A 26,561-nucleotide genomic window follows, 5' to 3' on the forward strand; every position below is an offset into this window, starting at 1 on the left:
GCCATCACCGCCATCGGCAGAGCGTTCACCGACTACGGAGTACCGGCAATCGTGTTGTCCGACAACGGAATGGCATTCTGCGCGACCGCGTCGAAGGGCCGCTCGAAGTTCGGCGCGTTCGTCACCGGGTCCGGTGCCCGGCTCATTCACTCGAGCCCGTACCACCCGCAGACCAACGGCAAAGTCGAACGCCACCACCGCACCTTCAAACAGTGGCTCACCGACCAACCCACCCGGCCCGCCACCACCGCCGAGTTGCAGACGTCGTGCAACCGCTACCAGACGTTCTACAACACCGACCGCCGCCACAGTGCCGTGAACATGCCCCCGCAGCAGGCATGGAACCGCGCAACAACCCTGGGCGGCCCGCAGCACCTACCCGCCCAGGTCGACGCCACAGTCGGCACCCACTCCGTCTCCGGCTCCGGCGTGATCTCCGTCGGCGACCACACGATCTCGGTCGGACGGCCCCACGCACACACTCGCGTGACCGTCCTGCGCGACGGCAACCACATCACCACCTACACGGCCAGCGGAGAAGTCCTCGGCCACTTGCACCTGAACACCGACAAGCGCTACCAAGGACAACTCCACCGCCCCGCAGCCTAGAATCGTGTCTCACATGTATCGAGACACCCGTGTCCCACATGTATCAAGACAGCACACGACCCCTGCTACGAAGTTTCGCTCACCTGGTGCGGAGCACCAATTCCGTGGGGTGAGCATCGGCGGGGGTATCGATTGCGTTGCGCACTGCACGGGCAACGGTGCTGGGCTGCAAGAACTTCGAGCCGTCGTACTCCCCGCCTTCGTGCGCGACGATCTCCTGCTGCATCTCGGTGTCGATGCGTCCTGGGTGCACCGAGGTGACGCGCAACGACGGCTCCTCGAGGCGCAGTGCATCAGCGAAGGCGCGGAGCGCGAACTTGCTCGCCGCGTAGGCACCCCAACCGGGGTTGGCGCGTATGCCGGCACCCGAATTGATCAGCACCACATGGCCTTTGGCGGAGCGCAGTGCAGGGAGTAGCAATCGAGTGAGTTCGACGACGGCGATGACGTTCACCTCGTATTGGCGACGCCAATCGTCCGCCGTCGACTCTTCGACCGTCCCGAGCGCCGCCACGCCGGCGTTGTGCACCAACACATCCAGAGAATCGATGTTCGACGCGGCAGCGGCCACCGCGTCCGGATCGGTCAGTTCCACCGGCCACGGGGTGGACCCGGACAGTTCCGACGCAATGGGGGCGAGGGACTCGGTGGACCGACCACCCAGCAACACGTGATGGTCCGGAGCGAGCAATCGAGCGATATGGGCCCCGAGACCCCGGCTTGCTCCGGTCACCAACGCAGTACGAGTCATGAACTCAGGTTAGCTAGAAGCTCATCCCCGCCTCGGATGCCCATGCCTGGGTGGTGTTCGCGCCGTCGAGTTCCTCGCGGATGATGTCTGCGTGGCCGGCGTGCTGCGAGATTTCGCGGAGGATGTGCAGAACCGTGAATCGTGCACTTTGCCAGATTCTTTCGGGTGCCCACGGTGCCGTCGGAACGGGTACCGACAGGTCGAGGTCCAACGTCTCCAGCGCTGCCGAAGTGGCACCTGCCACCTCTTCCCATTCGGCGACGAGTCCGGCGACGGTCTCGTTCTCGGCCATCACGTACTCGCTGCCGGCGGCGGCCATGTCGAATTCGGCCGTCTCGTCCAGCTCTGCGATCACTGTCATCCAGTGGCGCTCGTTGCTGATCACGTGGTGCAGCAGTCCGCCGAGGGTCAGCTCGCTCGCGGTGGTGCGGGTACGAGCCTGTTCCTCGCTGATGCCGCGGACGGTGATGAGAAAGTTCGCGCGCTGTTCGGCGAGCATTTTCTGGATGTCGGTGTTCTCGGTGGCCATCGTTTTCCTCCTGGTAGCTGGTGAAACTCACACTAGGAGCGATCGCGGACACGTTCGGTCCGCAATCCAACCGAGCAGAAATCGGCCGCCGGACGCAAACTATCTGCATGGGCGATCGCGGTTTCACTTCCACGCAGCTGGCCGCACGTGCGGCGTATCTGCTCCGAGGCAACGACCTGGGCACCATGACCAGCGCAGCACCCAGGTTGTACCCGCATATGTGGAGTTGGGACGCCGCATTCGTTTCCGTCGGCTTGGCACCGTTGAGCGTCGAGCGGGCCGTCGTGGAGATGGACACGTTGCTGTCGGCGCAGTGGAAGAACGGGATGATTCCGCACATCGTGTTCGCCAACGGTGTCGACGGCTACTTCCCCGGCCCTGCGCGGTGGGCCACCGGGACGCTGGCGACCCACGCTCCGATGAGTCCGCAGACCTCCGGAATCACCCAACCGCCCGTCCACGCGATCGCCGTGCAGCGCATCCTCGATCACTCCAAACGCCACGGCCGCACGACGCGAGCGGTGGCGGAGGAGTTCCTGGATCGCCGCTGGGGTGATCTGGTGCGGTGGCATCGTTGGCTCGCCCAGGCCCGCGACGTCGACGACAACGGACGCATCGCGCTGTTCCATGGCTGGGAGTCCGGCATGGACAATTCGCCGCGATGGGATTCGGCCTACGCCAATGTGGTTGCCGGCGAGATGGATCCGTATTTTCGAGAGGACAAGGCGGTCATCACGGACTCGTCTCAGCGGCCCAGCAATCTCGAGTACGACCGCTACATCTGGTTGGTGGAGGAGATGAAACAGGTCGGCTACGACGACGATGCGTTGAAGACGAAGATGAGCTTCGCCGTCGAGGACGTGTTCGTCAGTGCCATCTTCGCCGTCGCGTGCGACGTCCTCGCCACCATCGGGGAGGACCACTCGCGGCCGCGCTCGGATGTGCGTGAATTGCGCGGGTGGGCGGACAAGTTCCGCACGGGAGTCATCGCGACCACCGACACGCGTTCGGGTGGGGCACGAGATTTCGATCTGCGGACGGGTCAGTGGATCGGCACGGAGACCATTGCCATGTTCGCGCCGCTGCTGTGCGGAGGATTGCCGCGCGAGCAGGAGCGCAATCTCATTCGGATCTTCGAGGGCACCCGGTTCTGCGGTCATCCGGACCTGCGGTACGCGGTACCGCCGTCGACGTCCCCGGTGTCGAAGGACTTCCGTGCTCGCGAGTACTGGCGTGGACCGGTGTGGCCGGTGATGACATGGCTGTTCTCGTGGGCTTTCGCACGCCGCGGGTGGTCGGAGCGATCACTGTCTTTGCGAGACGAGGGTCTGCGTCAGGCGAGTGACGGCAGCTTCGCCGAGTACTACGAGCCGTTCACCGGCAAGCCGCTCGGCAGCATGCAGCAGTCCTGGACGGCCGCTGCCGTGCTGGATTGGCTCGGATGAGCCGGCCGGGTCAGCCGAGGTAGCTGTCGACCAGCGGGCCGACGACGTCGAACGAGGTGGCGTCGGGCACGAGGTACTTGGCGATCGTGCCGCAGACGAAGGGGTGCCACGCGGACCCTGAGTCGGTTCCCACCGAGGAGACGGCGAGGATGTCACCGAAGTAGATGCCCGGCAGGTGCCGCTGGGCGAGTTCGTCGTTGTGCGAGGCAACGGCGAGCAACTCTTCGGCATGGCTGCGATCGATGTCGTCGCCCATGGATCCGAGCAGGTCGGCGCTGTCGGCGCTGGACCGAACGGGGTCGCTGTCGAGCAACGTCAGTGCACCGACCGTGACGCCGCGACTCTGCAGCTCGACGGCGATGGCGTGCGCGAGTACTCCACCGAAGGACGTGCCAAGCAGGTGCACGGCCCCGTCGGTCTGGATGCGAACGATGTCGTCGGCGTACTGCGAGGCCAAGGCGACGAGGGACTCCGCGAGCTCTCCCGACGTCGGGACCTGGACGCCGTAGATGGGACGCGCGTCGTCGACGTGTGCTGCGAGTTCCGCGTAGCAGTCGACCAGCCCGACGAGGGGGTGGATGCAGAACACCGGGTCGAGGTGGCCGGCCGTACGGATCGGTGCGATGGTCGGCACCGCGTAATCGGACGGGTCGAGTTCCGTGAGAGCCACGTGGATGCGATCGTTCACGACAGTCATGGGTGCGCCTCCGAGCCAAGAGAAGTAGTTCGTGTTTCTATGGTTTGTTCGTGCCGACTCTGGGTATGTCGCCGTCGGCAGCGTGAGTGTTACCCACGTCTCATCGAGAACGACTCAACCACGTCTCGGAACAGAACGCATTAGTGACTGTTCACCATCGTCGGCTCAGGTCCACCGGGCGTCCCGCACGTGTTTTCCCGCCGATGACGGGCGTCCACCTGCAGATCCAGCAGCCAGACCAGCAGTGCGGCGACCGCGAACACGGCCCCCGCAGCGCACACACCTGCCCACTCGAAATGCTTCCACGCCAACGTCCCGACGGCAGATCCTGCTGAGGCGCCCACGAAGTACGTCGTCATGTAGACGGAGTTGATTCGGGCGCGAGCAGCCGGTTCCAGGGCGTAGACGATGTGCTGGTTGCTCACGTGCACGCCCTGCAGTGCCAGGTCAAGAAGTACGAATGCGACCACGAACACCACCCAGTAGTGGCCGCCGACGGCGAACATCGGCCAGAGCGCGATCAGCAGAACCGCACAGGTACCGCTGGCCCATTGCACCAGTCCGCGGTCTGCGAGCCGGCCCGCGACGGAGGCCATCAACGCGCCGCCGACACCGGCCAATCCGATCAGTCCGATCTGGACGGCACCGAAACCGAACCTCGACGACAGCAACAGCGTCATCGTCGCGAACACCGTGCTCACCGACGCGAAGCCGAGACCGCCGAGCACCGCGCGAGTCCGAAGCCTGGGGTGGGTGCGCACCAGCCGAATCATCGACACCAGCGCCGAGCCGTAGGTGACGTCCGCCGTCACGGTGTTGCGTGGCAGCACCCGCCACAGGCCGACCGCGGCGATCAGCATCAACACCGTGGCCACACGGTAGACGCCCTGCCACCCCGTCACCGACGACAGCAGCCCCGAGATGCTGCGGGCCAGCAGGATGCCCGTCAGCAACCCGCCCATGACCACTCCGACGATGCGTCCCGCTTGCTCCGGGTGCGCCATCGACGCGGCGAACGGCACGATCACCTGCGCCGCCACCGAGAACAGTCCAGCGATCGCCGTGCCGACGAGGAGCCAGGAGAGGCCGGGAGCGAATCCGGTGATTGCCTGACCCGTCGCAGCGAGAATCATCAGCCCGACGCTCAACGTACGGCGATCGACGACGTCGCCGAGAGGCACGATGAGCAGCAGGCCGAGGGCATAGGAAATCTGTGCGACGGTCACCGAGGTGGCTGCGGCCGTCTCGGACACGTCGAATTCGGTGGCAATGAGGTCGAGCAGCGGCTGGTTGAGATAGTTGCCGCCGGCCGAGAGTCCGGTGGCGATCGCCATCAGGGCGACGACGGGGGTGCTCACGCCGGTGCGCGAGGTGCTTGCTGTCTTCACACGAACAAGGGTGCTCGTTGCACTTCCAGCTGTCCAATAGAACGTTCCGAACGATCGATCGTCCAAACAGATAGAGTTGCGAAGCGTGGAACTCAGACACATCCGGTACGCCGTGGCGGTCGCCGAAGAGCAGCACTTCGGGCGTGCAGCAGCTCGGCTGCGAGTCGCTCAATCGGCGCTGAGCAGCCAGATCAGAGACCTGGAAAAAGAGCTGGGCGTGGAACTGTTCGCGCGCACGAGCCGAAGCGTCACCATCACCCCGGCCGGACAGATCTTTCTCGAACGTGCGCGCAGCGTGCTCGGTGCCGTGTCCCGATTGGTGGCCGACGTCGCGCCCGATCCGACGACCGCCATCAGGCGGCTGCGTGTCGGCATGATCGCGCCTCTCGCCCGTGTCGATCTGGCCGCGGTGGTCGGCCGTATCTCCCAGCGATTTCCCAACACGTCGGTGACGTTGCTGCCGCGGCCGAGCGCCGACGTTCTCGACGGCATCGCAAGCGGAGACCTCGATCTCGGAATCATCGGACTCGCGCCCGGACGCCCACATCCCGGATTGGCGGTCACCGCCCTGTGGACGGAGCCACTGTCACTGTTCGTCGGTCCCGATCATCATTGGGCTCAAAGGAATTCGATACGGTTGGCGGACCTGTCCGAGATGACGATGATCGACCGGCCGGCGGGAAGCGAGGCCAGACTGCAATCCGATCATGCATTCACCCGCTCGTCGGTTCCCCGTGGCCGCATTCTGGAGGCCGATTCGGCCGACCTCATCGGTAAACTCACCGCAGCAGGGTTGGGTGTGACACTGCTGCCGTCGTCCTTGGCGTCGATCCTCCCCGAACTGCACATGATCGACGTCATCGATGCACCGACCCGAACGGTGTCGGTGGTGACCAACCCCGAGCACGCGAATGCGGTGATCGCCGCCGTGGTCGAGGATTTGATCGCGTCGTCGGTGGCGAAGTGAACACCGCCCGATGCCCGTAGTCGAGGATTCGACTACGGGCATCGTGGCTCTATCGAAACAGTCTGGGCTAGGCGGACTTCCACACCGCGACGATGGACGGTCGCGGCTGCGTGTCGCCGCCGTCGGGCCAGTGCGAGATCGGTGCGTCGGCGGTGGCGTCGTCGCTTTCACCCGGGTGCTGGACGCAGACCATGACGCGCTCGTCGGTGACGATGGGGCCACAGGTCTCGCCGCCGGCGGGGACGGTCAGGAACTGACGTGTCTCGCCGCGACGGGGGCCGTCGAGCACCACGGCGAACAGGCCGTCGTTGGAATCGAGGGCGTTGCCGTCGGTCGAGACCCACAGGTTGCCCTTCGAGTCGAACGCGAGATTGTCGGGGCACGAGATAGGGCTGACCTGACTCTTGTCGAATCCGCCGAAATACGTGTCGGCCTCGTTCGGATCACCGCAGACCAACAACAGGTTCCACGTGAACGACGTCCCGGCGTGGTCGTCGTCGAGTTCGAGTACCTGCCCGTTCTTGTTCTTGTTGCGGGGATTGGCCTCGTCGGCCGCCGCTTTGCCCTCGGTGCCGCGGTTGGAGTTGTTGGTCAGTGCTACATACACCTTGCCGGTCACCGGGTTCGGCTCGAAGTCCTCCGGGCGGTCCATCTTGGTTGCGCCCACGGAGTCACCCGCCTGACGGGTGAACACGGCCACCTCCTCGGCCGACATACCGTCGACGAGAGACTTGCCGCGGCCGTCCTCGCCGGTTTCGAGCAAGGGAATCCACGTTCCGCTGCCACGGAATTCACCGTTGGAGGGCAGCGCGCCCGAGCCGTCGATCTCGTCGGGCGTATCACCGGTGAGGCTGGCGACGTACAGCGTGCCGGCGTCGAGCAAGGTCAGGTTGTTGCGCATCGCGGCCTGGCCGGTGCCGGGCATCATCTTTCGGCTCGAGACGAACTTGTACATGTAGTCGAAGCGCTCGTCGTCGCCGCTGTACGCCACCACCGTGCCGTCGTCGGTGACGTGGATGGTCGCGGCCTCGTGCTTGAACCGGCCGAGAGCGGTGTGCTTGATCGGTGCCGACTGCGGATCCCACGGATTCACCTCGACGATGTAGCCGAATCGATTGACCTCGTTGGGTTCTTGCGCCAGATCGAATCGCTTGTCGAAGCGCTCCCACTTACGTTCGCTGGCGGCGCCTTCGACGCCGTAGCGCGACAGGCGCTTGGCCACAGTCGCATCCGTGACGCTTTCGGCATTGGCGAAGTACTGGTTGAAGTTCTCCTCGCCGGAGAGCACCGTTCCCCACGGGGTGAGGCCGCCCGAGCAGTTGTTGAACGTGCCGAACACCTTGGTGCCGGTGGGGTCCACGCTGGTCTTGAGGAAGTCGCTGCCTGCGGCGGGCCCGGTGATGACGAACTCGGTGGTGCCGGTGATGCGCCGGTTGTACTGGCCCATAGCGGGGGTGAGCTTGCCGGTGCCCGATTCGCCCTGCACCTGTACGACGGAAAGGCCGTGTGCCGCAAGGGCTACGTCGAACTGCTCGCGGGTGGGGTTCTCCGCGTCGTAGCCCTTGAACATTGCCGGTTCCGTGCTGTACTCGTGGTTGACCACCAGCAGGTGGGCGTTGGGCGTGCCCTCGATCGGCAGCAGGCCGGCGAAGTCGTTGTTGAAACCGAACTGCTTCTCCTGCGCCGCGCCGGTCTGCTTGTCGAAGTCGAAGGCCGGTGCGCCCGCGACGACGGCGTCGCCCCACCGAATGACGATGCCCTGCTCGTAACCGTCGGGAACGACGACGGCATCCTCGGTGTTCGGTTCCACTGCAACGAAATCCACGCCGTCGACGGGCGGAGTATCGGTTCCCGACGTACCCGTGGTTGCGCTACCGGTCGCGGCCGGCTCGTCGGTCGAACATGCGGCCAGTGCGCTACCGGCACCGACGGCGAGCACTGCCATGGCCCCGCCCTTGATGACGCCGCGCCGCGACATCGCGGTCTTGACGATGTCGCCGAAGTACTGGCCCTTCGACGTATTGGGAATCTCGTGGAAACAGGCATCGCCGCACTTGTACTTGCAGGTCAACGATGATCGTTTGGAGCTTCCGTCGTGAACGGCGAACAGGGGCAGTGGCTTCATGTCACGGCACGCTGTCACCCAAAAGCGAAAGTAAAGGAACGTTCAGGTGAAGTTGGGGAGAACGAGGTTGCCCTAACGTCCGATCGTCTGCCACAGCGGATCCGACGGTCCGATGTCGTAGGTGCAGTCCGTAGGCCGCGGATCCGGTACGAAAGCCCACAACAGCGCCCCTGCTGTACCAGCGGCACGCTGGCCGTCGATCTTCGCGGCAATACCGGTTGCTCGAGAATCGACATCGCCGCACGAGCCGGCGAGTTGACCGATCTCCCCGACCAGCAGGGGTTTGCCCACCGCGGCGCTCTGAGTGATCCGCCGCTGCAACCCGTTCCACTGATCTCCGGGCAGCGGCACGCCGTCGGCACCGTAATCGTGGTACTGCAACACATCGACGAAGGGCGACTGGGCGAGGTACTCGTACTCGTCACCCTGGCTTCCGCACTGGCCGCCGCCGGTGAGGCCCGCTGTGATCACAGTGCGAGGATCGACGGAGCGGAGCTGTTGTCCTGCAGTGTCGAAGAACGAGCGAAGCACCTCTGCAGCACCGGCCGTACACGTTCGGCTGGACCAGGAGCACGAGGTATCCGTGCACGAACTCGTCTCCGGTTCACCGACGAGCTCCCACGCAGCCAACGCCGACGAGTCCTTCCATCGATTCGCAGCGGTGAGCATCCATTGCTCGAAGCTGATCTTCGCGGTCGAGGTGGGCGTGCCGGGGGCCGTCGTCCAGCCGTCGACGTACCACTGCCTGTCTTTGAAGACGTTCCCCTCGCACGCCCCGTCCTGGGGTGACAGCACCGGTACGAGGAGTTGATCGTGAGCCTCGGCTGCGGCGAAGACCGCATCCATCGGCCCGAAGTCGAGGGCACCGGTGAATCGGTTGATCGCCAATGCCTGAAAGGCGTCGAACCGGGTCAGCGAATGCGGAGGAAGCGCCTCGAAGTAACTGTCCAGGTCCACCATCGCCCCGCATCCGGCATTGACCGACCAATCGGTGGCGAGTTGGTAGGCGTTGAACCCGGTCGGCCACCACGGTCGACCGTCGAGTGCGAGACCATCGGTGCTCGCGGAGACACGAGCGCCGGCAACAGGTGCCGCCGTGGCGGTCTCGGCCATGCCCGGTACGACCGTCGACATCAGGACAGCACCGAGAATGCACTGAAGAACTTTCGACGCGATGCGCATCGCCGTAATGGTAGACGCGGATGCGTAGATTCCGAAGCCGTCGATGACGAGCGGCTTTACCGAATTCGACTCCGCGCCGGAGGACATTGTCGGCTGTTGATCGACGGAATCGACAAAGAGCGAACTGAATCGCCGTTACAGTCGGAGAAACCGAATTCAACGGCGGGTTCTGGCGCTGTTTGCGTGCTGTGAGTATTGTGATCGGCACTCCGAAAGTCCTGCGCGCCAACGAGTCGCGCTATTCTCTTGACTCTCCGTTCATTTCGAAGACTGGACATTTCTCATGCGAATCGTTCGCGCTGCGTCTGTGACAGCTCTCGCCGTGGTCCCGATATTGCTTTCGGTGACCACAGCGTCGGCGCAACCCGGCGATCAGGACCAACCCACTGCTGCAAGCGCAGACGAGCTCTCTCGTTTCACTTTTCCCGAGTTGGGCTTGGGGCAGTCCACCACGGTCGACCTGACAGGACCGCGTACGAGGGTGACGGTGCCATCTCCTGCAGGGGCCGTTCCGTCGACCCTGAACGCGGTGCTGACCACGCCCGCTTGGCTCGATCGCGGGTGGGTCGACGTCGAATCGGACGGGCGTCCGATCACTCGTATCGCCCTCGACGGCGCTGCCCCGACCACTCCGGTGTCGATTCCGCTGGCCGCTACGCGAACGGTCGACGGAGTGATTCCACTCGATCTGATCCCTTCCGTCATTCCCGACGATCGCTACTGCCCCGATCCCGATTCGGACGCGGTCCGATTGATCGATGCGACCGTCGACTACTCGGGAGCGCCGGCCGTCCCGGGGACCATCGCTGATTTCCTACCGGTGCTGCTGCGCAAGTTGACGCTGTTCGTGCCCGCCACGCCTGACCGCGAAACTATCACCGCAGCAACAACTGTGGCCACATCCGTGGTACACCACTACGGTGCGCAGCCGGTCCAGGTAGAAGTGCGCCCGGACAGCGAGCTTCAGGGGGCGGTACCCGACGGCTCGTTCGAAAGATCGATCGTGCTGACGAAGAACTCCGACGCCGGTGCCGAGTTGATCTACCCCGTCGAGCAGGCTCCCCCACGGTTGTACCTCGCCGGTACGGGATCGGATCTCACCGATCAAGCCCGGTTGATCACCAGTGATCTCTCCCAGATCGCAATCGGCACCTCGGCATTGGCCGGACCGGGGGCACCCCAGGCTCGACTCGCACCCGATTCGATCACCCTCGACGACCTCGGAATCGGAACCGTCTCCGGCACAGGAGGTTCCACGGCAACCGCATCTGTCGATATCGATCAGACGCGACTCGGACGATCGGCCGGGAGCGTGTCCGTGCACCTGATCGGCAGCTACACCCCGGGTGCCGGATCTGTGCGAGCCTCGGTCGACGGATCGCCACTCGAAGTCTGGGAGGCCGACGACACCGGCCGTCTCGATCGATGGATCGACATCCCGGATACCGCACTCTCTCGCGTGGGGACTCTCGATGTTTCCGTCGACCATCCGTCGGCCTCTTCCGGCAGCTCCTGCGCTGCCGCCGCCGAAACGACTGTCACCGTAGCCGGTTCGACGCTCGTGCGATCCACCGATTCGTCGTCACCGGTGCCACTGGGATGGCGGTCGATGCCGCAGGCCTTGATGCCGCAGTTCGACATAGCTCTCGCCGACGAGTCCTACGCCGGAGTTGTCCGGGCTGTCACCCTCGCGATCGGCTTGCAGCGGTTGTCGAGCCTGCCGCTCGATCCCGAGGTCGTATCGATGGAGCAGGCGCTCGACGGTAGCGCACCAGCCGTCGTGATTTCGCCTGTCGCAGAGCTTCCGGACTCGGTGACGCTGCCGCTGTCCTCGGTCGACGAGACGACCTTCCGAATCACGGACCCCGAGGCTGCGGGCGGTGCCACCGAGCTCACGGTGGATATCGCCGAGCCCTTGGCGACGATGCAGGTCACGTCGGTGCGCAGCAACGCCGTCCTCGTGGCGTCGTGGAATTCGGCACCGGACAAACTCGACGGCATGTTGTCCTGGCTCGATGCCGATCCGGCGCGGTGGTTTGCGCTGGACGGCGATATCCTCTTCGCCGCGCAGAACACGGAGCCGATGTCGTTGTCCAGCAGTGCATTGTCCGGAGCAGACGGCACGGCGGCGGCCACCGACGACGGGACCTCCGATCGGATGGTGGTGGTCGTCGTCGGAGTCGGCCTGGCGGTACTTGCACTCGGCGGCGTCGCGGCACTCGTGTTCACCGTCCGATCACGTCGTTCGGCGCGCGATCCGGGTCGAGACAGCGGCTTGCAATGAGCGTGGACGGGCAGCTGCCGCGGTCTTTCACGCGGTTCAGGTTGTCTCGCGGCCCAATCGCCGTTCTGGTATTTCGGTGGTCCGTTCTTGTCAGCTGCGTGGTGGTGGCTTTCTTCTCCACCTGGGTGCGGCTTGCCCAGGAGGCAGCCGACGGTGCCATCACCGCGTATGTTTTCGTGCTGCCGCTGCTGGCAGTGGTTGCGGCTCAGGGGGTGGCGCGGCGACGAGCCGACGAATTGCCCATCCACGACCGCCAGACCGACAACATAGTCGGCGGCATCGCGTTGTTGGTTTCCGTCGCGGTCAAAGCGCTGTGGCTACCCCGGTACGCAGACCAGTACGGACTAGCCCACTTGGATGTGTTGGCGGCGCTTGCCTTCTTCTTCGGCGGGGCGATTCTGATGTTCGGGCTGCGGCCGGTCGGACGATTCTGGTCTGTGTGGCTGTTGCTGTTGGCGTTGAGTCCGCTGGGCTACCGGTTGGTCGCCATCGGATTCGGTGGCAGCAGGTTTGCGTATGCGGCGGTGATGGTGCTGCTGGCCGGCATCGCAGGTGCCATTGCCGTCGGCCGAACCGCACGTCGGGGTTGGCTGGGCTTCGGGTGCACGGTGTCGACCGGATTCGTCGTTGCCGCAGTCATGTTGGCGATGTGGCCACAAGTCGACATCGTCTGGTTGCAGCTCGTCCCGACCGTCGGCGCAGCCGCGGTCACGGGAGGTGCCTTCTATGTCGTGGCCCGTCGCGGTCGGTTCGACGCCCGGCAGCCGCGCCGGGTCGGGTCGCTCACGGCGAAGTGGTCGCCGAGCTCGAAGGCCGTTGCGATCGTTGCTGCGGTAGTTCTGTTCTTCGTTCCGCTGCCCGGTCGAATGGAGTTGTCGACGGTTGCGGGACCACCGGGACCGGTATCCGAGCCACTCATGCCACCCGTTGGCTTCACCCGAACGGACCTGCAGGAATTCGACTGGGTGAGGGCATTTTTCGGGCAATCGTCTTCGTTGGTTCGACAAACCATGCGAGCAGACGTCGGAAATCCCGCATGGGATGTTCGTGGGCGGCCACGGACGGTGGTGGTCGACGTGTTGTCCACTGCGAATCGGGCCAGTCTTGCTGTGTACCCGGAGAGCACGCTCTATCGGCTCTCCAACACCCGTACGAGCCATCCGCTGCGCATCGATCTCGGTCGCGGAGTGACGGGCTCCTTGTACACCTCCGTCAGTGACGCTCTGTTGCTCACCTGGACGAAGCTCGTATTCGATTGGGAACGAGGCGATGTGACGCAGCGTGTGACCATCATCAGCGTCGACAACCACGATGCCGATGCCGAGTTCCCACAACCGACGCCCTCGATGGCGTCGAATCTCGGAACTGCCATCGGGACGTTTCTGCGTGGGAATGCGGTGTCCGTCGACGACGATCCGGAGTACAAGGATCTTGAACTGCTGACCACCTTCGGGACCGGGTTGCTCCGCCAGCAGTGGCGCTCCGGGGACGGTTCGGCGAGATGAACGATTCTCGGAGTTCGCGGCCGTCGCCGCCCCGCGTCGGCACCGAAACGGCAGAGTTCAAAGCGGCGGCGCTCGACGATGCCATCAACGGGCTCGCCGTCCGAAATCCGTTGGCTTCGGCTGCGATTGCTTTCGTGCCATGGCAGAAGTACACGGCGATCGTGGCTGCGGTGCTCCTCGTTGCCTGTGTGGTGTTCGCCCCGATCGGGACTCTGCTCGCGGTCACGGTTCTATGCACCATCGGATATCTCCTGGCAATGATCGACCGCCTCCTGCTGTTCTCCCGCGGTCTCGACGCTGCCGCAATCGTCACCGTGACCGACGAGCAGGCTCGAGCGATTCCCGACGATCGGTTGCCGCTGTACACGATTCTGGTTCCGGCGTACGACGAGCCCGAGGTGGTGGGTGACCTCATTGCGGCGATGACGGGTCTGGACTATCCAGCCGAAAAGCTGCAGGTCCTGTTGCTGCTCGAAGAGGACGACGACGTCACCATCGAGGCCGCTGCGCGCAGCGGCGTCAGCGATCTCGTCGACGTCGTGCTGGTGCCTGCCGGCGATCCCCGCACCAAGCCGAAAGCCTGCAACTACGGCCTGCATTTCGCGACCGGGTCGATCGTGACGATTTTCGATGCCGAGGATCTGCCCGAGCAATTGCAGCTGCGTCGTGTCGTGGCGGCATTCGAGCGGCTGCCCGACACCGTGGCCTGTGTTCAGGCAAAGCTGGCGTTCCACAACGGTTCTCAGAATTTGCTGACCGGATGGTTCACCGCGGACTATGCACTGTGGTTCGGATACCTGCTACCGGGTCTGATGGCCAGCACGTCGCCGATCCCCCTCGGCGGAACCTCCAATCATCTTCGGCGCGATGTCATCGACGAGGTCGGTGCCTGGGACGGGTTCAACGTCACCGAGGATGCCGACCTCGGTGTCCGAATCGCGGCCTCGGGCTATTCCACGGCGGTTCTGGACTCGACCACCCTCGAAGAGGCGAACAGCGATCCGATCAACTGGGTACGCCAGCGGTCCCGTTGGTACAAAGGCTATTTGCAGACCTGGCTGGTGCACATGCGCAGGCCGCTCGCGACCGTTCGCGTGCTCGGACCGGTGGGCACCTACAGATTCACCCTGCTACTCGCGGGAACGCCCATCACCGCGTGCATCAACATGGTTTTCTGGTTCACCACGGCAGCGTGGATTCTCGGCCAGCCGACGCTGATCGCGCAACTCTTTCCGCCGTACATCTACTACTTCTCGTTGTTGTCTCTGGTGGTGGGCAACATCGCCACGATCTACATGTACTTGATCGCAAGCAGGGAGAGCGACAACGCCTACCTGTTGGTTCCGAGCCTCACGATGCCCCTGTACTGGGTGATGATGAGCGTGGCGTCCATCAAGGGCTGTTGGCAGTTGGTACGTAATCCGTCCTACTGGGAGAAAACTTTTCACGGCCTGTCCGGACCCGCGCCGGAGACCGGCCCCAGCGAGGAGCAGACCCCATGACGTCGCGGACCCCAGCGGTCGTGTTCGGTACCGCTCTGGCGGGCTACCTGGCGGTGGGACTGACTCTGAGCATGCGGTTCGGCTACATGCTGGGGGATGCGCTGTCGCGAACCTCGGCTGCGCAGGCGGTGTTGCTCAGCCGGGATCCGCACGTCTCTGCCATCGGGTTCATCTTCACGCCGTTGACCGCGCTGGCACAATTGCCGATTGTCGCCTTCGCATCCTGGTGGCCGGGTATCACCCGGTGGAACATCTCGGGTATTGCCGTGTCGGCTGTGTTCATGGCCGGTGCAGTGGTGATGATCCACGGAATCTGCCGAGATCGTGGACTTCCCGGTCGTTACTGCCTACTGGTCACGGTGTTGTTCGCGGTCAACCCGATGATCGTCTTCTACGGAGCCAACGGCATGAGCGAGGCCGGGTTCCTGTTCTGTATGTGCTGGGCGGTGCGGCGGTTGATTCGATGGGTCGGCACCGACGATGTGCACGATCTCGTTCTGGTCGGCATCGCTCTGGCGCTCGCCTTCCTCACCCGCTACGAGGGTGTCGTCCCGATAGCGCTCACCGCGGTGCTCGTGGCGGCCGTCACGGCACTCCGCCGGGGTCGAGTGCATTGGAAAGAGATGCGGCGCAGAGCAATTCTCGACGCTGTACTCGTTGCCGGCCCCGGTGCGGCAGCCTTCCTGGTCTGGATTACCACGAGCTGGTTGATCACCGGCGAAGCGCTCGCGCAGCTGTCCTCCAGCTACGGAAACGCCGCGATTCTGGCGCAGTCCGGTGGGTCCAGTGGCGACTTGTTGAGCACCGGCCTGTTCTCCCTCGCTGCAATGATTGCCTTGGGGCCGACGTTGGCGGTGTCTCTACCGCTCGCGACGGTACTGGCGATACGTCGCCGGGATCTCGAGTTCTTGGTTGCCCCCGTGCTTCTGGGCGGGGTGCTCGCATTTCAGGCTGCGAGCTACATCACCGGCTCCACGTTCGGCTTCCTGAGATTCTTCGTGTGCGCCGTACCTCTGGCCGCTGTGGTTGCGGTGCAGCTGTTTCCGGCCGGTCCAGACCTGGCCACCCGACGCGCGGGTGCGTACCGAAGGAACCGCCCCGCCTTGCCTGCCCTGCGTTCCGTGGCCGCGGCCGGGGTCGTCCTTCTCTGTGCACTCGGTCTTCCGGTCACCGGGTGGGCGATGGTGCAGCCGTCGTTGTCGAGTCAGCAGTACGCACTCGGGGCGCTCTTCGACCGAAATCCCTCGGCCGACGACCCTCGGGCTGTGGCAGCCCGGCGTATCATCGACTCGTTCTCCACCGAACGCCGACTCGCCTCGTATCTCGACAGTCAGGATCTACCCGAGGGCTCGATCCTGGTCGACACCGTCTACGGGTTTGCCGTCGTGGCGGCGTCGGAGCACCCGACCCGGTTCGTGATTCCGTCCGACCTCGACTTCACCAAGATTCTCAACGACCCGGCAACCGGAGGCGTGCGATATCTGTTGACCGTGCCGAACGAGGGCCGCGGGGTATCCGATGCGATCAACCGGCGATACCCCACCATTTACGACAACGGCGCAGAACTGTATCCAGTCGTTCTCGAAGTACCGAACGATGGTGCCGATCAACCGAACTGGCGCCTGTATCAGGTGCCAGGCTGACCGGTCGCTGCTACAGCACCTGCGAGAGGAATGTCTTCAGTCGATCGGTGTACGGATCGTCGAACAACTGCTCCGGCGTTCCGGTTTCGACGGCGCTGCCGTGATCCATGAACAGGACCTTGTTCGACACCGACCGAGCGAAGCCCATTTCGTGGGTCACCACGACCATCGTCATGCCGCCCTTGGCGAGGTCGGCCATCAATGCCAGCACTCCCTTGACCAGTTCCGGGTCCAGTGCAGAGGTGGCCTCGTCGAAGAACATCACCTCGGGCTTCATGGCCAGTGCTCGCGCGATGGCGACGCGCTGCTGCTGGCCGCCGGAGAGATTGCCCGGACGCGAATCCGCCTTGTTGGCCAGGCCCACCAGTTCGAGCTGCTCCATCGCGGCCGCGCGCGCCGCATCCTTGTTGAGCCCCAGCAGCTTCTGCGGCCCGAGCGCGATGTTGTCGGCGACGGTCTTGTGCGGGAACAGGTTGAAGTGCTGGAACACCATGCCGATGCGTTGACGAAGTTCGTCGGGATTGTCCTTCAGCACCGACTTGCCGTCGAGCAGGATGTCTCCCTGCTCGGGCTCGTGCAGGCGATTGAGGGCCCGCAACAGCGTGGACTTACCCGAGCCCGAAGGCCCGATGACAGTGGTGGTCTTACCTGCGTCGACATGCAGGCTCACCCCACGCAGAACCTTGTTGGTGCCGAACGACAGGTGAATGTCCTTGCCGGTCAGAGAAACTGAAGTCACGTCGGCTACCTCTCCACCACGATGGATGTTTCGACGGGACCGAGGGTGCCCGAGGTGTCGGCCTTACCGGATCGTAGGCGTCGGTCGATGTAATTGACCAGGTGCGTCAGTGGGATGGTCAGGATGAGATAGAACAATCCGGCGGCCAGCAGCGGCGAGAGATTGCCGGTCTGGGCGGCGGTGTCCTGGCCGACGCGGAACAATTCTCGTTGCGAGGCAAGCAGACCCAGGAAGTAGATCAGCGAGCTGTCCTTGATCAACGAGATGAACTGGTTGACGATCGCCGGCAGCACGCGCCGAATGCCCTGCGGCACGACCACCAGGTTCATGGACCGGCGGTAGCTGAAACCCAGTGCGCGGGAGGCTTCGAGCTGTCCGGAGTCGACACTCTGAATGCCGGAGCGGAAGATCTCACCGAAGTAGGCCGCTGCCATCAACGACAGTGCCAGGATGCCCAGCGGGAACGGGCTTCTGCTGCCGGTGAATTGGGTCAGCGTCGGGCCGAACCCGAGGCCGATGAGCAGGATGACCACGGCGGCGGGTAGTCCACGAAAGATGTCCGTGTACACCCGCGCCGGCCACCGGAGCCAGCGGGTGCGGGAGATACCCGCCACCGCCAGCCCGAGTCCGATCACGGTACCGATCACTCCCGACGAGACCGCCAGAATGAGGGTGTTCGGCAATCCGACCGTGACCAGTTTGGGAATGGTCTCGCCGATCAGTTCCCAATCGAAGAACGTGTCGTACAGATTCGACAGAGTGCTCATGAGGTACGAGTGCCCTTACGACGCCGGCAGAACGGACGCCTTGCTGCCCGGCTTCCAGTCGGCGGGGACCTCACGGTCCGGGTACCACTGCTTCTCGAGCGTGCTCCAGGTGCCGTCGTCGACCACGGCGTCGAGGCCGGCGTTCAGGGCGTCGATCAACGGCTGGCTGTCCTTGGCGACGGCGTAGGCGGTGAAGTTGGTGGTGTTGATGGTCTTCTCCAGAATGGAGACACCGTCCTCGGTCTTGACCTGACCGGTTGCCTGCTGCGACGGTGCGACCCAGGCGTCGACCTGACCGGACTTCACGTTCGCGTACGCGGTGTTGTAATCCGGGAACCGCACCGGCTCGATGCCGAGGGTGTTGGTGACGTAATCGTCCTGCACGGTGCCCTGCACGACGGCGATGCGCTGATCGGCGTTCAACTCGGCGATCGTCTTGATCGAGTAGTCGTTCTTCGCGACCAGTGCCATCTCACCGAAGTCGTAACCGTTGGTGAAGCCGACGGTCTGACGACGGGCATCCGTGGTAGAGATGGACGAGGAACCGGCGTCGTAGACCTTGTTGTTGACCGCTGCGAGCAGGCCCGAGAACTCGGTCGCCGAGAACTCGACGGTGAGGTTCAGCTTGGCCGCGACGGCTTTGAGCAGCTCGTTGTCGAAGCCGGTGAAGTTGCCTGCGTCGTCGATGAAGATGTTCGGCGGCGCGTCGGACAGGGTGCCGACGTACAACGTCCCCGGCTTGATCAGACCGAGGTTCGCGGTGTCGATCTGATCGAGCGCGGTGACGCTGTCGGTCGTGTACTTGTCGAGCGAGGCCTGGTCGGAACCGGCCAGAGCGTTCTCGCCGGTGCCACCCGAGCTTCCGTCGGAACACGCGACGGCTCCGAGCGTGAGTGCGAGCGTCGCAGCGACTGCTGCGATGGCACGGCCTCGTAAACGACGTGTGTTCAAGATGAAGCTCCTAGGTGCAATCGGGAGGGACGAACGAGGCTATCGTGCCGATGGAGGCACACGACAATCACATTGCAGTTGTATGAAGCAACCCGCTTGTTCCCGAAATTCCCTCACCTCAATCGCGTCTAGCGGTGTGCGTCCCGCCACGCGATGGCCTCGCCCAGTTCCGTGAGGTCGTAATCCGGTCCCCCGGTACCGACGGTGAACAGCGTGGCCCCGGCGTCGACGAAGTCCTGTGCGGTGTCCGCGCCCGGCCACGAGACCGAGCGGGTGATGCCCGAGGTGTCCCGCCCGACGGTGGTGCCGTGCTCGGCGAGGATCTCGGATTTACGCTTCAGTGCATCGAGGTCGGCGAAGCTGTGCCAGATGTGGGCGTACTCGGCCACGAGCTTGAGGGTCTTCTTCTCACCGCCGCCGCCGATGAGGATCGGGATGTCGCGCGTCGGGGCCGGGTTACCGACGTCGAGGCGGTGCCGGATCCTGCCGAGGCTCTCCTTGAGCAGCGCCAGACGTGAACCGGCCGTACCGAATTCGTAGCCGAAGTTGTCGTAGTCCTTCTCGTTCCATCCGGCACCGATGCCGAGAATCAACCGGCCGCCGCTGATGTGGTCGACGGTGCGCGCCATGTCTGCCAGCAGGTCGGGGTTGCGGTAGCCACCTCCGGTGACGAGCGCGCCGATCTCCACGTTCGACGTCTGCTCGGCCCAGGCACCGAGCATCGTCCAGCACTCGAAGTGCGCGCCGTCGAGGTCGCCGTACAGCGGGTAGAAGTGGTCCCAGTTGAAGACGATGTCGACCCCCGCGTCTTCGGACCGCAGCACCGCGTCGCGGATCAGCTGATAGTCGGGCGCGTGCTGGGGCTGAAGCTGAACACCGATCTTGACGGTCATGTACGTCTCCTCGTCGTGTGGGCTGTCTCACCCATGATGCACCTCGTTTCGCGCGATGCACGTCGATCGAGATCAGCCGACTCGTACTCCGCTCTCGGCCATCATCGCTCGGAGGACGAACCCGGCCTCGGAGCCGACGATGTCGCCGACCAACGTGATGTAGCGATCGACGAACGCTCCGCCGTGCTGTTGCTCGTCCTCGTCACCGAAGTGGTGAGCCAGTTCGTGGAGCACCACCAGCTCGCGCAGCGCCCAGGCCCGATTGCCCTGATGCAGGGGTACAGCGATGGTCGCGGCGTCGCGTTCGTAGTGGGCGGCACCCGATCCGGATCTGGCCCGGACGGTCACCGTCCGACCGGCGTCGGGCCAGGTAGTCGCGATCCAGTCCAGCGCCAGCACCGCATCGACATAGCTCTGCACGGATTCCAACGAGGCGAACTTCCGCTCGATCGGCAGCGTGATCTGTGAGCCCAACACCGTCACGACGCGGTTGTCGCGCTCCTCGGCTCGATCGAACATGATCCGCACCATCTGTTCGGCGTCGTACACCGCCGACCGCTGCGCATCCCTCGGTCTGCTCACTCGTCCAGCTTAAGCAGGTCGAGTTGTTTCCGTACCGGCGCTCGCCTATGGTTCAAGTGACAACGATTGTCGAAGTCATTCCCACTTCCAGGCTCAGGAGTTCGTCGTGCTCGTCGTCGAGAATCTCCGCATCGACGCCGGACGCACCCGCATCGTCGACGGCGTCTCGTTCGAGATACCCACGGGTCGACGCGTCGGCCTGCTGGGCGCCTCGGGTTCGGGCAAGTCCTCCATCGCCTCGGCTCTGGTCGGATACCTCCCGCCGGGCATCACGTGTTCCGGTCGCGTCGTCGTCGACGGCCACGATGTCGCCGGTGTTCCGACCCCGCGGCGGCCGCGCACCGCACGCCCGGCGATGGTCTTCCAGGACTCCGCGACGGCGCTGAACCCGATGGTCACCGTCGGCAGGCAACTCCGCACGCCCGAAGCCGCCGCGCTGCTCGCGCGAGTGGGTCTGCACGACACCGCGCGCGTCCTGGCCTCGCACCCACTCGAACTTTCGGGTGGTCAGCGTCAACGAGTCTGCATCGCACTGGCATTGGCGCGCGAGAGCTCGCTGGTGATCGCCGACGAACCGACGACGGCACTGGACGTCCTGAGTCAGGCGCGCGTTCTCGACGCTCTGCGGCAGGTGCCGTCGTTGCTACTAATCACCCACGACATCGCCGTCGCCGCGCAGTTGTGCGACCACCTGCTGGTTCTCGATTCCGGCAGAATCATCGAATCCGGTTCCACTGCAATGGTACTCAAGAATCCTTACTCGGATCGAACGCGACAGATGATCGATGTGGCTCGGGCGGCCGATCCGTTCCGGCAGCTGGTTGCGTCGTGAGCCTGGACGAGTCTGCCGGTTTGGTGGGTACGGCACTCACGCGGCAGTACGACCGGCACGGCACGTCGCACACCGCCTTGGATGCCGTCACGTTCGCGGTGCCGCCGACCGGGCGGATTGCCGTCGTCGGTGAATCCGGTTCCGGTAAAACGACATTGCTGCGCTTGCTGCTGGCCGTCGATGCCCCGAGCGGCGGAAGGATCTCGCTCGACGGGCGAGCCGTCCGACCCGGATCGGCCGGATCGCTGCGGTGGTTCCGCCGCCGTGTGCAGTACATTCCGCAGGATCCGGCGACCAGCCTCGACCCGCGCCGCAGCGTCCTCGACCTCGTCGCTACTCCGCTACGCCTACTCGGTATCGAGGGTGATCACCGAGCCACGGCCACCGGCGCATTGTCTGCCGTCGGACTCGATGCGCACTTCTTGGCTCGCCGTTCGGCCGAGCTGTCCGGCGGACAGAAACAACGAGTCGCCATCGCCCGAGCCGTGGCCTGCGCGCCGCACTATCTGTTGGCGGACGAGCCGGTCAGTGGACTCGATCCCGACCTCCGAGAGCAGGTGCTCGATGTACTTGCCGGCCTACCGGGTGCGCTGCTGATCGTCAGCCACGACCTGTCGGCCGTGGCCAGACTCTGCAGCGACGTGTCGGTGATGCAGGAGGGTCGCATCGTCGAATCCGGTTCTTTCCGCAGCGTTCTCACTCGGCCCCAGCACGAGCACACCCGAGATCTGATCGACGCCGTTCCTCGGCTCACGTAACACAATCAGGAGCTACATTGACCAGCAACATGTTTCGCATCGGCGCGCTCGCAGCAGTGGGCACATTGACGCTCACCGGGTGTTTTTCGTCCAGTTCTGCCTCCTCCGACGACGGCGAGAACCGCGTGCGCGTGGCAATGCTGCAGCCACCTCGTTCGGGGTTGTCCCAGTTCAGTGACGACGCCTTCAAGCTGTCGCGCTGGTCCACCGCCGAGACGTTGATCGTTCTCGACGATCTCGGTGAGGCCGAGCCGGGTCTGGCCACCGCCTGGAACCGCGTGGACGATCGGACCTGGAACTTCGACATCCGGCCGGACGTGACGTTCCACAACGGTGCCCCGCTCGACGCAGCGGCGGTCGTCACCGCACTGACCGCAGCCACGCAGTCGGCCCCCAAGCCGCGCATCCTCGACGGCGTCGACATGACGGTGACCGCCACCGACGCCGACAGCGTCGCCGTGACCACTGCCGACGTCGATCCACTGGTACCGCAACGACTGTCGAGCCCGCAGCTGGCCATCATGGCACCCGACGCGTACTCGACGGGCAGCAGCAACCCGATCGGCACCGGCACCGGACCCTTCGTGTTGAAGGCCGTGAACGGCACGTCGACAGCAACTCTCGACCGCAACGAGAACTACTGGGGAGAGCCGGCGAAGGTCTCCGGCATCGACGTCGACTTCGTACCCGACGGCACGGCCCGCGCCGCAGCGCTACGCAACGGCACAGCCGATGTGGTGGAGGCGATTCCGGTGTCTCAGGCCGCCAACGTCGATCAGGCACTCGTGCACGAGGTGCCGATGCCGCGCACCAACACCCTGTATCTGAACACCGAGTCCGGGGTCTTCGCAGACCCGGCCATGCGCGCAGCCGCACGCGAATCGATCGACCGCGACCGTCTGGTCGATCAGGTGTACGAGGGCCGCGCCGACGTCGCGAAGGGACTGCTCGGCCCCGCTCTGCCGTGGGCAGCCGACCGGCCGTCGCGTACGCAGACCGCGGCCGGCGACGCCGCGGGCAAGAAGATCACCCTCGCCACCTTCACCGACCGAGCCGAACTCCCGGAGGTCGCGGTGCTGCTGCAGCAGGAGCTCGAAGCCAAGGGCTTCGTCGTCGAACAGGTGGTGCGCGAGTATCAGTTCATCGAAACCGATGCTCTCGCCGGTGCATTCGATGCGTTCATCCTCTCCCGCGCCACCGTGCTCGACTCCGGAGACCCGGCGGCGTACATGTACTCCGACTTCGCCTGCGAGGGATCGTTCAACATCTCGCAGTTCTGCGATCCGCAGGTCGACACCGCGCTCGCCGACGCCGCAGCCACCGATCCCGGCGACGCTCGCCGCACCGCGATCCTCGACGCCGAAAAACTGATCCTCGAAAAAGACGCTGCGGTACCGCTGCTGCACGAACGCGTCATCCAGGGAGAATCCGAGGGCGTGACCGGCGTGGCTCGCGATCCACGCGAGCGCACCTTGATCACCAACCAGACCGCCTTCGAGTAGGCAGTGAGAACGACTGCCTCACGGCTGCTCTCGGTAGCGGGCGTCGTACTGCTCGTCGGGATGCTGCCGTGGTTGTCCGACCGAGACCCCGCACTGAGCATTCTGCGGGCACGCTCCGCCGAGCAAGAAGCGACGCCCGAGGCCCTCGCGGCCATCCGCAACGACCTCGGTCTCGACGCGGGGCCGCTACGGACATTCTGGAACTGGCTCACCGGCCTCGCGTCGGGCAATCCCGGAACATCCTGGAACACCGGCAAACCCGTACTGCCCGGGGCGCTCGAGGCACTGTCCGTCTCGCTGACCCTGATGGGTTTCGCGATGGTCGTCGCGCTCGTGACGGCCGCTCTCGTCGTCCTGCAGAGCATGCGGGCCGGGCTGCGCGGCACGCCGAAGCGTACCGGCGGAAGCGTCGCCGCTGCCCTGACGTCCCTGCCCGAGTTCCTGCTCGCCTCGGTACTGGTGGTCGTCGGAGCGGTGTGGTTGTCGTTTCCGGCGTACGGGTGGAACGGGCCGGAATATGCGGTGTTACCCGCACTGGCACTGGGCCTTCCAGCGGGTGGCTTGATCGGTCGTCTCCTCGCCGACGCGGTAGCCGTGACCTTCACCGAGGGATGGGTGATCACGTGGACGGTGGCCGGGTTCTCGCGGCGGCAGATTGCCGTCGCTGTGTTGCGCCGGGCCGTCCCCGGACTCGCGTCACAGGTCGGTTTGATCATGGTGGCCATGACGGGCGGTGCAGTGGCCGTCGAAAAGGTCTTCGCCATACCGGGATTGGGGCGCTCGACTCTCGGTGACGCGCAGTCGCAGGACCTGCCCGCCCTACAGATCGACATCCTGCTGCTGCTGGCCGTCAGTGCCGCCCTCGGTATCGCGGCGGAACTGTTGCGCCGTCTACTGCTCGGCAGCGCACTGCACGAGAAGGCGATGCCGATCCCGGCCGGGGTGTTCCACCCGTCACCGCGTCGGTGGATCGTTCCGATTGCAGCCGCATCGCTGCTCGCGGTAATGGTACTGGTGGGGCTGCCACGAGACGGCCAGGTCACCACACGTGAGAAGTTCGCCCGACCATCGTCGGAGTTCCCGTTCGGAACCGACGCGTCCGGCCGCGACCTGCTCGCCCGAGTGGCGGACGGGGCCGTGCGATCGATCGGCCTGTCGCTGGCAGTCACGCTGGCGGCGTTGTGCGTCGGGGTACTGCTGGGGCTGATCCCCCGAGCGACCCGAGGGCTCGTGGAGGTCACCAATGCCGCACCGCCCGTCGTGACCGGCATCCTCATCGCCGCGATCTGGGGTCCGAGCGCCGGCGGGGCGGCTGTCGCGGTCCTGATCGTGACGTGGGCTCCACTCGCCGCGCACACCGCCGCACTCGTCGACGAGGCGCGAGCACAGCCCTACATCTCCATCCTGCCGACACTCGGTGCCGGCAACGGTCGAATCCTGTTCGGCTCCATCGTTCCCGGTGTGCTGCCGGCCGTGTTTCGGCACGCCATGATCCGGCTGCCCGGTGTCGCTCTGGCGCTCGCCGCCCTCGGATTTCTGGGCCTTGGTCCGCAACCGCCGACCGCGGATTGGGGACTGATCCTGTCCGACGGGGTAGCCGCCGTCGAGCGAGCACCGTGGGTCGCGGCAGCACCGCTGGCGTCGTTGATCGCACTGGCCGTCCTCGCGGTCTCCGTCGCCAGTGCGACGTCGGGGCGGGTGAGAACGGCCGGTAGCGTTGACGGCAAAGTCGATGCAGGAGGGCGCGTTACATGAGTTCGAGGACCGACAAGTCGCCGAAGCGGTGGCGGTGGTCGTTCCTCGTCGACCTCGGGCGCGCCACGCCCACGGTGCGATTGCTGGTTCTCACCCAGATGACCTTCAACATCGGCTTTTTCATGGTGTTGCCGTATCTGTCGGTGCATCTGACGTCCGATCTGGGACTCGGAGCGGCACTCGTCGGTGTCGTCCTCGGTATCCGAACGTTCTCGCAGCAGGGCCTGTTCTTCGTGGGCGGCACCCTCGCCGATCGGTGGGGCATCAAGCCGGTGGTCCTCGTCGGCTGTGTCCTGCGAGTACTGGGGTTCCTGGGCCTGGCTGCGTTCGATTCTCTCGCCGGTGTCGTCGCCGCGACGGTACTGGTCGGGTTCGCGGCCGCATTGTTCTCTCCCGCAGTGGAATCCGCGATCGCCATCGAAGCAGGCAAGAGCGAACGCAGCGGCGGTGCCACCCGGGTTCAGACCTTCGCGCTGTTGTCGGTGTGCAATCAGATCGGATCGTTCACCGGCCCACTCATCGGATCTCTGCTGTTGTTGGCCGACTTCCGAATCGCATGTCTCACGGCCGCGGGCATTTTCGTCCTCGTCATCGCCGCACACATCACATGGCTACCGCGCGAGCCCGGCGAACACCGCGACGATCCGTGGCTCTCGGGCTGGACCGACGTGATCCGCAACCGCACCTTCGTGCTGTTCGCCGTCGCCATGAGCGCGCAGTTGGTGGCTTACAACCAGCTGTATCTGCTGCTCCCCCTCGAGGTCGAACGGGCCTGGGGATCCCAGACGGTACTCGGCTGGTTCTTCGCAATCTCCGCAGTACTCGTCGTCACGACGCAGTTGCCCATCACCCGACGCGTCGCCGCGGTCTCGCCGCGCGTCACGCTGCCGATCGGATTTGCCGTCATGGCACTCTCTTTCGCGCTGGTGGCGATCCTCAGTCCTCTAGAGCTGACGGGGTTCGTCGGCCTGATTCCGGCCGCGCTGTTCGTGCTGCTGCTGGCATTGGGACAGATGATCGCGATGCCGCAGGCGCGCGACCTCGTCCCCAAGATGGCTGCCGAACGGCGACTCGGCTCGTACTACGGATTCATGGCCTCCCTCGGCGGCATCGGGGTACTCCTCGGCTCGATCGCCGTCGGAGCGGTGATCGACG

21 protein-coding genes and 1 pseudogene are annotated in these 26,561 nt (G+C 64.9%); 12 read left to right on the forward strand and 10 right to left on the reverse strand.

All coding sequences use genetic code 11. The features are described from left to right. Positions 1-609: integrase core domain-containing protein (locus VF34_RS14200; protein WP_045841543.1), on the forward strand; the 609-nt coding region annotated here is incomplete at its 5' end. 79 nt (positions 610-688) lie between these two features. Here the strand turns inward: VF34_RS14200 and VF34_RS14205 are convergent. Beyond that, entirely contained in the window at positions 689-1,360 is a 672-nt protein-coding gene (locus VF34_RS14205) for an SDR family oxidoreductase (protein WP_032399372.1), read from the reverse strand. 13 nt (positions 1,361-1,373) lie between these two features. Continuing rightward, positions 1,374-1,889 carry a DinB family protein gene (locus VF34_RS14210; protein ID WP_027495035.1) on the reverse strand — a complete coding sequence of 172 codons (516 nt, stop codon included), beginning with the start codon at positions 1,887-1,889 and terminating at the stop codon, positions 1,374-1,376. A gap of 107 nt (positions 1,890-1,996) precedes the next feature. Between VF34_RS14210 and ggh the strand changes: the two genes are divergently transcribed. Beyond that, on the forward strand, positions 1,997-3,334 hold the full coding sequence (ggh, locus tag VF34_RS14215; protein WP_027495036.1) for a glucosylglycerate hydrolase: 1,338 nt from the start codon (positions 1,997-1,999) through the stop codon (positions 3,332-3,334). Positions 3,335-3,344: 10 nt separating this feature from the next. Here the strand turns inward: ggh and VF34_RS14220 are convergent, their stop codons facing one another. Beyond that, positions 3,345-4,031, reverse strand: a complete 687-nt coding sequence (locus tag VF34_RS14220; protein WP_032367650.1) for a thioesterase domain-containing protein — start codon at positions 4,029-4,031, stop codon at positions 3,345-3,347. 140 nt (positions 4,032-4,171) lie between these two features. Beyond that, positions 4,172-5,365 carry an MFS transporter gene (locus VF34_RS14225; RefSeq protein WP_231578234.1) on the reverse strand — a complete coding sequence of 398 codons (1,194 nt, stop codon included), beginning with the start codon at positions 5,363-5,365 and terminating at the stop codon, positions 4,172-4,174. Between the two features lie 139 nt (positions 5,366-5,504). Here VF34_RS14225 and VF34_RS14230 point away from each other — a divergent pair, with 139 nt between their 5' ends. Further along, entirely contained in the window at positions 5,505-6,386 is an 882-nt protein-coding gene (locus VF34_RS14230; protein WP_045841545.1) for a LysR family transcriptional regulator, read from the forward strand. Between the two features lie 67 nt (positions 6,387-6,453). On the opposite strand, the gene VF34_RS14235 is transcribed toward VF34_RS14230, so the two are convergent. After that, positions 6,454-8,511, reverse strand: coding sequence for a PhoX family protein (locus VF34_RS14235; RefSeq protein ID WP_032373428.1), 2,058 nt, complete (start codon positions 8,509-8,511; stop codon positions 6,454-6,456). 72 nt (positions 8,512-8,583) lie between these two features. Beyond that, positions 8,584-9,645, reverse strand: coding sequence for a cellulase family glycosylhydrolase (locus tag VF34_RS14240; protein WP_135045441.1), 1,062 nt, complete (start codon positions 9,643-9,645; stop codon positions 8,584-8,586). A gap of 391 nt (positions 9,646-10,036) precedes the next feature. On the opposite strand from VF34_RS14240, the gene VF34_RS14245 reads away from it, so the two are divergent. From VF34_RS14245 to VF34_RS14260, 4 genes are all read left to right on the forward strand, one after another. Beyond that, positions 10,037-11,977 carry a hypothetical protein gene (locus VF34_RS14245; protein ID WP_156158522.1) on the forward strand — a complete coding sequence of 647 codons (1,941 nt, stop codon included), beginning with the start codon at positions 10,037-10,039 and terminating at the stop codon, positions 11,975-11,977. Between the two features lie 98 nt (positions 11,978-12,075). Further along, the gene (locus tag VF34_RS14250; protein ID WP_156158523.1) at positions 12,076-13,482 is read left to right on the forward strand and encodes a hypothetical protein; all 1,407 of its coding nucleotides are present in this window, start codon (positions 12,076-12,078) and stop codon (positions 13,480-13,482) included. After that, positions 13,479-14,984 (forward strand): glycosyltransferase, encoded by a 1,506-nt coding sequence (locus VF34_RS14255; protein ID WP_032385414.1) that lies wholly within the window; start codon positions 13,479-13,481, stop codon positions 14,982-14,984. Before VF34_RS14250 ends, VF34_RS14255 begins: the two co-directional genes overlap by 4 nt. Continuing rightward, the gene (locus VF34_RS14260; RefSeq protein ID WP_045841547.1) at positions 14,981-16,627 is read left to right on the forward strand and encodes an ArnT family glycosyltransferase; all 1,647 of its coding nucleotides are present in this window, start codon (positions 14,981-14,983) and stop codon (positions 16,625-16,627) included. The genes VF34_RS14255 and VF34_RS14260 overlap by 4 nt, the downstream gene beginning before the upstream one ends. A gap of 10 nt (positions 16,628-16,637) precedes the next feature. On the opposite strand, the gene VF34_RS14265 is transcribed toward VF34_RS14260, so the two are convergent. The 4 genes and pseudogenes from VF34_RS14265 to VF34_RS14285 all read right to left on the reverse strand — a co-directional run bounded on the left by VF34_RS14265 (position 16,638) and on the right by VF34_RS14285 (position 20,559). Beyond that, positions 16,638-17,366: an amino acid ABC transporter ATP-binding protein gene (locus VF34_RS14265; protein WP_196250960.1), complete on the reverse strand. Its 729-nt coding sequence runs from the start codon at positions 17,364-17,366 to the stop codon at positions 16,638-16,640. A 5-nt stretch (positions 17,367-17,371) separates the two neighbouring features. Then, positions 17,372-19,087: pseudogene (locus VF34_RS25305) on the reverse strand (ABC transporter substrate-binding protein/permease). A 125-nt stretch (positions 19,088-19,212) separates the two neighbouring features. Beyond that, a complete protein-coding gene (locus VF34_RS14280; protein WP_032367654.1) occupies positions 19,213-19,977 on the reverse strand; it encodes an LLM class F420-dependent oxidoreductase in 765 nt (254 codons plus the stop codon). Between the two features lie 72 nt (positions 19,978-20,049). Next, complete coding sequence (locus tag VF34_RS14285) at positions 20,050-20,559, reverse strand: TIGR04338 family metallohydrolase (RefSeq protein ID WP_032367655.1); 510 nt, start codon at positions 20,557-20,559, stop codon at positions 20,050-20,052. Between the two features lie 106 nt (positions 20,560-20,665). Between VF34_RS14285 and VF34_RS14290 the strand changes: the two genes are divergently transcribed. From VF34_RS14290 to VF34_RS14310, 5 genes are all read left to right on the forward strand, one after another. Next, entirely contained in the window at positions 20,666-21,391 is a 726-nt protein-coding gene (locus VF34_RS14290; protein ID WP_045841549.1) for an ATP-binding cassette domain-containing protein, read from the forward strand. Next, a complete protein-coding gene (locus tag VF34_RS14295; RefSeq protein WP_197077468.1) occupies positions 21,388-22,149 on the forward strand; it encodes an ABC transporter ATP-binding protein in 762 nt (253 codons plus the stop codon). The genes VF34_RS14290 and VF34_RS14295 overlap by 4 nt, the downstream gene beginning before the upstream one ends. Before the next feature lie 17 nt (positions 22,150-22,166). Further along, entirely contained in the window at positions 22,167-23,651 is a 1,485-nt protein-coding gene (locus tag VF34_RS14300) for an ABC transporter substrate-binding protein (protein ID WP_231578220.1), read from the forward strand. Positions 23,652-23,654: 3 nt separating this feature from the next. After that, positions 23,655-25,406 carry an ABC transporter permease subunit gene (locus VF34_RS14305; protein ID WP_045841551.1) on the forward strand — a complete coding sequence of 584 codons (1,752 nt, stop codon included), beginning with the start codon at positions 23,655-23,657 and terminating at the stop codon, positions 25,404-25,406. After that, positions 25,403-26,561 (forward strand): MDR family MFS transporter (locus VF34_RS14310; RefSeq protein ID WP_045841552.1); only part of this gene is annotated, 1,159 nt, incomplete at its 3' end. The genes VF34_RS14305 and VF34_RS14310, both read left to right, overlap by 4 nt.

This window comes from Rhodococcus sp. PML026 (assembly GCF_000963615.1).
In the GTDB taxonomy this organism is placed as follows: domain Bacteria; phylum Actinomycetota; class Actinomycetes; order Mycobacteriales; family Mycobacteriaceae; genus Rhodococcoides; species Rhodococcoides fascians.

Coding starts and splice junctions, on each gene's coding strand:
- VF34_RS14205 (WP_032399372.1), bottom strand. CDS start 1,360: ATGACTCGTACTGCGTTGGTGACCGGAGCAAGCCGGGGTCTCGGGGCC.
- VF34_RS14210 (WP_027495035.1), bottom strand. CDS start 1,889: ATGGCCACCGAGAACACCGACATCCAGAAAATGCTCGCCGAACAGCGC.
- ggh (WP_027495036.1), top strand. CDS start 1,997: ATGGGCGATCGCGGTTTCACTTCCACGCAGCTGGCCGCACGTGCGGCG.
- VF34_RS14220 (WP_032367650.1), bottom strand. CDS start 4,031: ATGACTGTCGTGAACGATCGCATCCACGTGGCTCTCACGGAACTCGAC.
- VF34_RS14225 (WP_231578234.1), bottom strand. CDS start 5,365: ATGGCGATCGCCACCGGACTCTCGGCCGGCGGCAACTATCTCAACCAG.
- VF34_RS14235 (WP_032373428.1), bottom strand. CDS start 8,511: ATGAAGCCACTGCCCCTGTTCGCCGTTCACGACGGAAGCTCCAAACGA.
- VF34_RS14240 (WP_135045441.1), bottom strand. CDS start 9,645: ATGTCGACGGTCGTACCGGGCATGGCCGAGACCGCCACGGCGGCACCT.
- VF34_RS14255 (WP_032385414.1), top strand. CDS start 13,479: ATGAACGATTCTCGGAGTTCGCGGCCGTCGCCGCCCCGCGTCGGCACC.
- VF34_RS14260 (WP_045841547.1), top strand. CDS start 14,981: ATGACGTCGCGGACCCCAGCGGTCGTGTTCGGTACCGCTCTGGCGGGC.
- VF34_RS14280 (WP_032367654.1), bottom strand. CDS start 19,977: ATGACCGTCAAGATCGGTGTTCAGCTTCAGCCCCAGCACGCGCCCGAC.